This is a genomic window from Rhizobacter sp. P3_B12, assembly GCF_056402895.1.
The window spans coordinates 1-810 of record NZ_JBFUGN010001588.1; the positions used below are offsets into that span (position 1 = coordinate 1).

The window sequence follows — 810 nt, forward strand, 5'->3', positions numbered from 1 at the left end:
CCGCCGAACAGCGGCGTCAGGTAGACGAAGCCCGCATAGAGGCCGAACACGGCGGACGCGAGCTGCTGCGGCGAGCGCAGGCCGGTGACGTTCTCGATGGCGCCGCGCACCGCATCGATGCCGGCGACGTGGCCGATGTTCTCGGGCAGGAACAGGTAGTTGGTGAGGTACAGGACCAGCAGGGCCTGCATGCCGTAGTACGAGAAACGTTCCCAGAGCTCGCAGAAGGCGAGCCAGCCGAGGCCGGCGGGGTGGCCGAAGAAGGCACGGTCTTGGGGGGCGGAGGTGGACACGGGTGGTGGCTTCCGATGGAAATTGGGTAGTCCGCGACTGTCGCTGAAATGCGGGTGCCGCACAACTCGCGGCGACCCGGCTTGCTCAGGCGGCCGCCTCGTACAGCTCCAGCGGCAGCCCGTCCGGATCGGCGAAGAACACGAAGCGCCTGCCGGTGTACTCGTCGACGCGGATGTCTTCCACCGCGACACCCTGGCCCTCGAGCACGGCCTTGCACTGCGCCACGTCGTCGACCTCGAACGCCAGGTGGCGCAGGCCGCGCGCCTCGGGGTAGGACGGGCGCGGCGGCGCGCCGTCGAACGAGAACAGCTCGACCTGCGAGCCGTCGGGCAGCGCCAGGTCGAGCTTGTACGAGTTGCGCTGCGCCCTGAAGTGCTCGGCGATCACCGCGAGCCCGAGCGTCTCGGTGTAGAAGCGCTTCGAGGCCGGGTAGTCGGAGCAGATGATGGCGGCGTGGTGGATGCGTCGGAGCATCGGGCGATTGTCGCGCCGGTCCATCGCGTCTCCCTACAATGC

The 810-nt window shown here is 68.6% G+C and carries 1 protein-coding gene and 1 pseudogene; both read right to left on the bottom strand.

What is annotated here, in order from left to right; genetic code table 11:
* A pseudogene (locus tag AC1D01_RS37060) lies at positions 1 to 293 on the bottom strand (hypothetical protein); the annotation flags it as partial.
* An 85-nt stretch (positions 294 to 378) separates the two neighbouring features.
* The gene (gene gloA2, locus AC1D01_RS37065; RefSeq protein WP_477874857.1) at positions 379 to 768 is read right to left on the bottom strand and encodes an SMU1112c/YaeR family gloxylase I-like metalloprotein; all 390 of its coding nucleotides are present in this window, start codon (positions 766 to 768) and stop codon (positions 379 to 381) included.
* Positions 769 to 810: the final 42 nt, after the last annotated feature.

Excerpts from the sequence above, each read along its gene's own strand:
- gloA2 (WP_477874857.1), bottom strand. The coding sequence starts at position 768 with ATGCTCCGACGCATCCACCACGCCGCCATCATCTGCTCCGACTACCCG.